Below are 7,157 nucleotides of genomic sequence, written 5' to 3' on the forward strand. Positions count from 1 at the left end.
GAAAGATTCGTGAGCACGCCGTGTGCTCAACAGCCCCGGAAACACCGGGAGTTGTTGATCCCGCACCGCGGGTGAATGGCCGGGTCCGTTTTCACCGGCCGTGGTCGAGATACGCGAGAACCGCCAGCACGCGACGGTTGTCGTCGTCCGACACCTCCAGGCCCAGTTTGGCGAAGATATTGGCGGTGTGCTTGGCGATGGCCCGTTCCGTGACGACGAGCCGGTCGGCGATGGCCGCGTTCGTCCGCCCCTGCGCCATCAGCTCCAGCACCTCCGTCTCCCGGGGCGTGAGCCGGGCCAGCGGCTGGTCGTCGGCCGCCCGCCGGGTCAGCAACTGCTGGATCACCTGCGGGTCCATCGCGGTGCCGCCCGCCGCGACCCGCCGTACGGCGTCCACGAACTGGTCCGCGTCGAACACCCGGTCCTTCAGCAGATACCCCACCCCGCCACTGCCGTCGGCCAGCAACTCCCGCGCGTACAACTGCTCCACGTGCTGCGACAGCACCAGCACCGGCAGCCCGGGCTTCCTCCGCCGTGCCTCCAGCGCGCACTGCAGCCCCTCGTCGGTGTGCGTCGGCGGCAGGCGTACGTCGACGACGGCGACGTCCGGCTCCAGCTCGGCCAGTGCGCGCGCCAGCTCGGGGCCGGTCTCGACAGCGGCGGCTATCTCGAAGTCGTAGGCCTGAAGGAGCCGGACGAGTCCGTCGCGCAGCAGGAACAGGTCTTCGGCTAGGACAACGCGCAAGGGATCTCCATGGTGACCATGGTGGGACCGCCCGCGGGCGAGCTGACGGCCAGGACGCCGTCGAATGTACCCAGTCGCCGCTCGATCCCGGCGAGCCCCGAACCGGCCCCGATCACCGCGCCGCCCCTGCCGCTGTCGGTGACGGTGATGCGCAGCATGTCGTCCGCGTGGTGCACGTCGATCCAGATCCGGTCGGCGTCCGCGTGCTTGACGGCGTTGGTGAGCACCTCGCTGACCGCGAAGTACGCCGCCGACTCCACCGGCGCCTCCGCCCGCCCGGGCAGCTCGACGGTCACTTCGGTCGCCACCGGCAGCCGTAGCGCCAACGCCCGTACGGCGTCGCCCAGTCCGCGCTCGGCGAGCACCGGTGGATGGATGCCGCGCACCAGGTCGCGCAGTTCGGCGAGCGCGTCGGCGGAGGACCGGCGGGCCTGTGCGATCAGATGCTTGGCCTTCGCCGGGTCCTTCTCCATCAGCATCTCGATCGTCCCGAGGTCCATGCCCACCGCCACGAGCCGGGCCTGCGCCCCGTCGTGCAGGTCGCGCTCGATACGGCGCAGTTCGGCGGCGGAGGTGTCGACGGCGTCGCGCCGGGTCTCGGTCAACACCCGCACCCGCTCGGCGAGTTCACCCTGGTCGGAGCCGAGGACGGCGCGGGTCAGCCGGAAGTGGACCTGGAGCAGCCGTGTGGTGAAGAAGTGCGCGCAGACCAGCAGGCCGAGTCCGAGAACTCCGGCGCCGAGCGCCGATGCCTGGTCGGTGACCGGCACGAAGCCGTACCAGTACCCGTCGGGGAACACCCTCCAGAGCCCTGCCGCCATCGCGAACCCCTCCAGCGGATAGAACAGCAGCACGGCCGGCAGCAGCGCGGTGACGAAGCCCGCCGTCATGTCGACCGGCAGCCACCGCAGATCCCGCCAGGTCGCCGGGTCGCCCAGCATCCCGAAGGTGCGGGCCCACGGGTTGGCGCCCTGCGGGATCGGCCGGTACGCGGGCGGGATCCGCACCCCGCCCCACTCGGCCGCGAGCACCCGCCGCCAGTCGGCGAACGTCCGTACCCCCGTCAGCACCCACGGCGTCGTGACGATGCCGACGCCGATGGGGATGAGCGCGATGGACACGAGGGACAGCACGAAGCAGAGCACCGACCCCGGCAGCGCGACGAGGGCCAGCGCCAGCCCCCGCAGCGCCGCGAGCCCCATGCCCCGTGCCCCCGAACTCCGGCCGCTTTTCGTGTCATTGGTCATGGCGTCAGTCTTGCCGAGGGCGGCGGTGCCGGTCACTGGGGCGGGGACCCGATCAGGAGGTGGTGTCAGATACACCCCCCGAGCCCGCCAGCACCTTCGCCTCCACCTGCGGATCGAGCCCCTTCGCCGTCCGGTCCAGCCGCGTGGGCGCCGCACCGCCGAGGTCCTGGAGCCATCGCCAGGTGTCGGCGACGGTCTCCTCGACGGGCCGGCAGCGCAGCCCGGTCGCCAGCGCCCGGGACACGTCCGCGCTGTGCAGGGCGTCGTGCAGGTCGCTGCCCGGCGGCACCCACACCGGCAGCTGCGTCCACGGCTCGATGCCCGCGTCGAGGATCACCTCGGGCTCGGTCCAGCGCAGTTCCGCCGTACCCCCGACGGTCGCGACACAGGCGTCGAGCAGGCTGCCCATGGTGGCGTGCCCCTGCGAGCCGACCAGGTTGTACGGCCCGCTCAGCTCCCGCTCCACCGCCCCCAGCGTCCACTCCGCGAGATCACGGACGTCGACGTACTGGAGCGGCAGATCCCGTGGCCCCGGGGCCAGCACGGGCCCGCCGCGGGCGATCCGGGTCAGCCACCACGGCAGCCGCCCGACGTTCTCGTACGGCCCGAGGAGCAGCCCGGCCCGCACGAGAACGGAGTCCTCGGCCCCGAACTCCTCCACGACGGCTAGTTCGGCGCCCAGCTTGTCCTGCGCGTACTCGGTCTGCTCCGCACCGGGCTCGGCGCCCGTCACCACCGGCGCGTCCTCGCCGTACCCCGCGGGCGGCGCCCACTCGTACACCGAGAGGCTCGACACATACACGTACCGCCCGGCGCGGCCCCGCAGCAGCCGCGCCGAGTCCCGCACCGCACGGGGCGCCGCCGACCAGGTGTCGACGACGGCGTCGAAGTCGCCCTCCGTGGCGAGGGCGGCCAGCCCGTCGGGCGCGGTGCGGTCGCCGTGCAACGACCGCACCCCGGCCGGGGGCTCGTGGCGCCCCCGGTGGAAGACGGTCACGTCCCAGCCGCGCCCGAGGGCCGCCTCCACGACGGCCCGCCCGGCGAACTCCGTACCACCCAGAATCAGAAGCCTCATACCGCCGACTCTGCACGCCGCGGGGCCCGGACGGAACAGGGCTCTGCCGTCAGCAGAGGACGGGATCAGCGGCCGACCGGCGGGGTGTACTTGTAGCCGACCCGCCGCACGGTCCGGATCGTGTCCCGGTGCTCGGCGCCCAGCTTGCGGCGCAGCCGGGCGATGTGGACGTCGACGGTACGGCCGTCACCCACATGCCCGTACCCCCACACCGTGGTGACCAGCTGGTCGCGGGTGTGCACCCGGTGCGGGTTGGCCACGAGATGGGCGAGCAGCTCGAACTCCAGGTAGGTGAGGTCGAGTTCCCGCCCGTCGACCGCGGCCGTGCGCCGTACGGTGTCGACGGTGACCAGCGGATCGCCGGCGGCGGGCGCCGCGACCGGCGGCTGCTGGTCGGCCGGGACCAGCACCAGGTAGCCGACCATCGGCGGCTGGCCCGGCAGCGTGGGCAGGGAGTGCGGGGGAGCGGGCAGCCAGGTGGCACCCGGCGGCAGCAGGTCCACCACGTCGATCACCTCGTCCCGGTCCACGGCGCGCAGATGATGCCGGGCACCGGTCGGGGAGGAAAGCGTGGGGGCGGTGGAGAGGGAACGGGTGGTCGCCATGAGAGGTCAGCTCTTTTCGCGCGAGAGGTCCGTTGGGAGACGTACGTCGTTGCGCGCTGGCCGAAGGCCGGGAGGTTACGGCTTTACAGGGCCCGCGCGTTCACGCGCGGCAACACACCCGGTCGAAGTCGTGGTGCTGACGGGAAGGCCAGAAGGGCTCGAGGTCATGGCGACCTGTCGCGGAGTACTTCTGGAAGCTGGCCATGCCCCCATTGAAGCAGAAGGGGGCGCCCACCGTCTCGGTGGGCGCCCCCTCATGGAGCTACTGGGCGGATCAGACCTGGCCGGCCTTCTCCAGCGCGGAGCAGCAGGTGTCGACGAGCAGCCGCGTCACCACGTACGGGTCGACGTTGGCGTTCGGACGACGGTCCTCGATGTAACCCTTGCCGTCCTTCTCGACCTGCCACGGGATACGCACGGAGGCACCGCGGTTGGAGACGCCGTAGGAGTACTCGTTCCACGGGGCGGTCTCGTGCAGACCGGTCAGACGGTCGTCGATGCCGGCGCCGTAGTTCTTGACGTGGTCGAGCGGCTTGGAGCCCTCACCGAGCGACTCGCACGCGGTGATGATGGCGTCGTAGCCCTCGCGCATCGCCTTGGTGGAGAAGTTGGTGTGCGCGCCGGCGCCGTTCCAGTCGCCCTTCACCGGCTTCGGGTCCAGCGTCGCGGAGACACCGAAGTCCTCGGCGGTGCGGTAGAGCAGCCAGCGGGCCACCCACATGTGGTCGGAGACCTCCAGCGGGGAGACCGGGCCGACCTGGAACTCCCACTGACCGGGCATGACCTCGGCGTTGATGCCGGAGATGGCCAGGCCGGCGGCGAGGCAGTTGTCGAGGTGGGCCTCGACGACCTCACGGCCGAAGATCTCGTCGGCGCCGACCCCGCAGTAGTAGCCGCCCTGGGGGGCCGGGAAGCCGCCCTTGGGGAAGCCGAGCGGGTAGCCGTCCTGGAAGAACGTGTACTCCTGCTCGATGCCGAAGATCGGCTCCTGCGCGGCGAACTTCTCCGCCACCTCGACGAGCGCGGCACGGGTGTTGGACTCGTGCGGCGTCATGTCGATGTTGAGGACCTCGCACAGGACGAGGATGTCGTCGCCGCCGCGGATCGGGTCCGGGCAGGTGAAGACCGGCTTGAGGACACGGTCCGAGGAGTGGCCTTCGGCCTGGTTCGTCGAGGACCCGTCGAAGCCCCAGATCGGCAGCGCGTCCAGACCGGCGGGCTCGCCCGCGATGATCTTCGTCTTGGAACGCAGCTTGGCCGTCGGCTCGGTGCCGTCGATCCAGATGTACTCAGCCTTGAAGGTCACGGGCCACATCCTTCGGGGGTGGGTCTAGGCGCACTTGCGGGTGCTGCGGCGCTGCGGCACTGAGGCGCCGCACTTGATGCCCGCGAGCCTGTCAACAGGCGATTTCCCGATCATTGCCCGAATGTGAACCCCGTGTTACCGGCCGACGGTGTGGCGAGCTTCACGCCCGCCCGTACACAGGCGGGGTCCCGCCGCCCGTGGCCGCGGGCGGCGGGACCCCTGACACGTACTGCGTCGTTACCGGCGCCTCACCCCACCTTCTCGATCACCGCTCGCCGGATCAGGAACTTGCCGGCCTCCCGGACCTGCTCGAACGCCGCGTTGTTGAGCAGCACACAGCTGCCGGAGACCGAGGTGACCTCCACCGTCGTGGACTTGTTGTTGTCCAGGTTGGTGACCTTCAGCTTGGTACCGGCCGGGAACTGGTTGCTGGAAGCGGCCGGAGCCCCGCCCTCACCGGACAGCGTGACGGTCGACCCGTTGCAGACCTGCTCCCCCGAGGCCGCGGCCCCGCCGCCGGCGTCCCCCGCGTTGCCCGCGTTCCCGGTGTCCCCCGCGTTTCCGGCTTCCTCGGCGCCACCCACATCTTCGGCGCCCCCCGCCGGAGCGCTCGGCGCCGCCGGCTGCGCGGCCTGGGAGTCCTGAGCCGACTCCCCGGCGGCGCACCCGGACGCCTCCTGCTGAACCTTGATCTGCGCGATCACGGCCTCACGGTTGGCGATCCGCGCCTCGGACTGGGCGTCGGGATTGGCCCGCTGCCCGTCGATGAACCGCTGGTTGTTGCCGAGCGCGGTGGCGAGCCCCTGGCAGACGGCCGAGTCCCCGGCGGACTTGACCGTCGGCGTCTGCGAGGCGTTCGAGGTGCTCGCCATGACGAAGGCACCGCCTCCCGCCACCGTCACCGCACTCACCAACAGCGCGAGCTTCTTCTTCGTACTGACAGTTCTCCTACGCGACATGCGCGCCTCCTGAAGAGGTCGGGGAGCGTACGCCGCTATGTACGAGATACCGAACGAAGTTACTCAGTGGTCATACGAGTCACTCAAGTAACCTGCGTCACACTCGCCCTGAGGCCCTCTCAGCTGCCCCTCGTTCTCCCTCAGTCGCCCTCCCGTGCCAGCGCGTCCCGCACGGCCTCCTCGCTGCGCCCCACCACGGCCGTACCGTCCTGCGCGGTGATGATCGGCCGCTGGATCAGCTTCGGATGCTCGGCCAGCGCCTTCACCCACCGATCCCGCGAACCCGCGTCCCGGGCCCACTCCTTGAGCCCGAGCTCCTTGGCCTCGGCCTCCTGGGTCCGGGTGATGTCCCACGGCTCAAGACCCAGCCGATCGAGCACCTCCCGGATCTCGTCCTCGCTCGGCACGTCCTCCAGGTAACGGCGGACGGTGTACTCGGCCCCTTCGGCGTCGAGCAGGGTGAGGGCGCTACGGCACTTGGAACAGGCCGGATTGATCCAGATCTCCATGCCGCTCACGGTATCCCGAGCCGCTCGAACCGATCCCCGACCGGGCCGTCGGCCACCCTCCCGAGCCAGCCGGTGTTCGAATTCCCGCCACCTCAACCACACCTCCCGACCCCGTCGTGACACGGCCACAATTTCGTTGCTGACCAGGGCATTTCAGTGAGCGCTCGCAGCCCCCGATTGTCAGTGCCGGGCAGTAAACTGTAAGCAGTGTTCGAGAGCGTCGCCGGGCCAGCCGGCCGGCGCTCCACCGCGACAGGAGGATGCCTGTGCCCGCTGCCGCACTGAAGCAGAAGCCGGCCCGTAAGCCGCTGCCCACCCAGTCCACCGCGCAGCACCCGGTGCTGCTCGACCTGCCGTACGCGCCCGTGGAGAAGCGGCCGCTGCCGCCGGGCCGTCCGCGCGAGTGGTACATCACCCACAACCGCCGCCTCAAGGCCCTGCGCCTGGCGATAGCCCTCCTCGACACGGGCGTCTACATGCCCAACCAGGCCCGTAACGAGACGATCCGGAGCACCGCGGAGACGATCGGCGTCCACCCGCCGTCGGACACGACGTGCCACATGGTGCGGGCGCTCATGAGGTACTCCAGGTAAGCCGCGCGCCGGGTGCCCCGACCGCCGGTCGGGGCACCCCTCTCGGCGGCCCTACGCCGACAACTCCCGCTGCAACGGCGTCGGGAACCGAGGCGTCACCCGAGCCGCCCCCACCCAC

General features: G+C 70.9%; 8 protein-coding genes. 1 reads left to right on the forward strand and 7 read right to left on the reverse strand.

The window, feature by feature from the left end; all coding sequences use genetic code 11:
• Positions 1–91: 91 nt before the first annotated feature.
• The 7 genes from L0P92_RS11455 to L0P92_RS11485 form a co-directional block, all read right to left on the reverse strand.
• Positions 92–745 carry a LuxR C-terminal-related transcriptional regulator gene (locus tag L0P92_RS11455; protein ID WP_234762448.1) on the reverse strand — a complete coding sequence of 218 codons (654 nt, stop codon included), beginning with the start codon at positions 743–745 and terminating at the stop codon, positions 92–94.
• Positions 730–1,992 carry a sensor histidine kinase gene (locus L0P92_RS11460; RefSeq protein WP_234762449.1) on the reverse strand — a complete coding sequence of 421 codons (1,263 nt, stop codon included), beginning with the start codon at positions 1,990–1,992 and terminating at the stop codon, positions 730–732. The genes L0P92_RS11455 and L0P92_RS11460 overlap by 16 nt, the downstream gene beginning before the upstream one ends.
• A gap of 52 nt (positions 1,993–2,044) precedes the next feature.
• Positions 2,045–3,067 carry an SDR family oxidoreductase gene (locus L0P92_RS11465; RefSeq protein ID WP_234762450.1) on the reverse strand — a complete coding sequence of 341 codons (1,023 nt, stop codon included), beginning with the start codon at positions 3,065–3,067 and terminating at the stop codon, positions 2,045–2,047.
• A 65-nt stretch (positions 3,068–3,132) separates the two neighbouring features.
• Positions 3,133–3,672 (reverse strand): winged helix-turn-helix domain-containing protein, encoded by a 540-nt coding sequence (locus tag L0P92_RS11470; RefSeq protein ID WP_234762451.1) that lies wholly within the window; start codon positions 3,670–3,672, stop codon positions 3,133–3,135.
• A gap of 274 nt (positions 3,673–3,946) precedes the next feature.
• Complete coding sequence (gene glnII, locus L0P92_RS11475) at positions 3,947–4,978, reverse strand: glutamine synthetase (protein WP_234762452.1); 1,032 nt, start codon at positions 4,976–4,978, stop codon at positions 3,947–3,949.
• Positions 4,979–5,226: 248 nt separating this feature from the next.
• Positions 5,227–5,937, reverse strand: a complete 711-nt coding sequence (locus L0P92_RS11480) for an SCO2207 family protein (RefSeq protein ID WP_234762453.1) — start codon at positions 5,935–5,937, stop codon at positions 5,227–5,229.
• A gap of 140 nt (positions 5,938–6,077) precedes the next feature.
• Entirely contained in the window at positions 6,078–6,446 is a 369-nt protein-coding gene (locus L0P92_RS11485) for an arsenate reductase family protein (RefSeq protein ID WP_234762454.1), read from the reverse strand.
• Positions 6,447–6,712: 266 nt separating this feature from the next.
• On the opposite strand from L0P92_RS11485, the gene L0P92_RS11490 reads away from it, so the two are divergent.
• Positions 6,713–7,039 carry a hypothetical protein gene (locus L0P92_RS11490; protein ID WP_234762455.1) on the forward strand — a complete coding sequence of 109 codons (327 nt, stop codon included), beginning with the start codon at positions 6,713–6,715 and terminating at the stop codon, positions 7,037–7,039.
• Positions 7,040–7,157: the final 118 nt, after the last annotated feature.

This window comes from Streptomyces muensis (assembly GCF_021474425.1).
Lineage (GTDB): Bacteria > Actinomycetota > Actinomycetes > Streptomycetales > Streptomycetaceae > Streptomyces > Streptomyces muensis.

Coding starts and splice junctions, on each gene's coding strand:
- L0P92_RS11480 (WP_234762453.1), bottom strand. CDS start 5,937: ATGTCGCGTAGGAGAACTGTCAGTACGAAGAAGAAGCTCGCGCTGTTG.
- L0P92_RS11485 (WP_234762454.1), bottom strand. CDS start 6,446: ATGGAGATCTGGATCAATCCGGCCTGTTCCAAGTGCCGTAGCGCCCTC.
- L0P92_RS11470 (WP_234762451.1), bottom strand. CDS start 3,672: ATGGCGACCACCCGTTCCCTCTCCACCGCCCCCACGCTTTCCTCCCCG.
- L0P92_RS11460 (WP_234762449.1), bottom strand. CDS start 1,992: ATGACCAATGACACGAAAAGCGGCCGGAGTTCGGGGGCACGGGGCATG.
- L0P92_RS11465 (WP_234762450.1), bottom strand. CDS start 3,067: ATGAGGCTTCTGATTCTGGGTGGTACGGAGTTCGCCGGGCGGGCCGTC.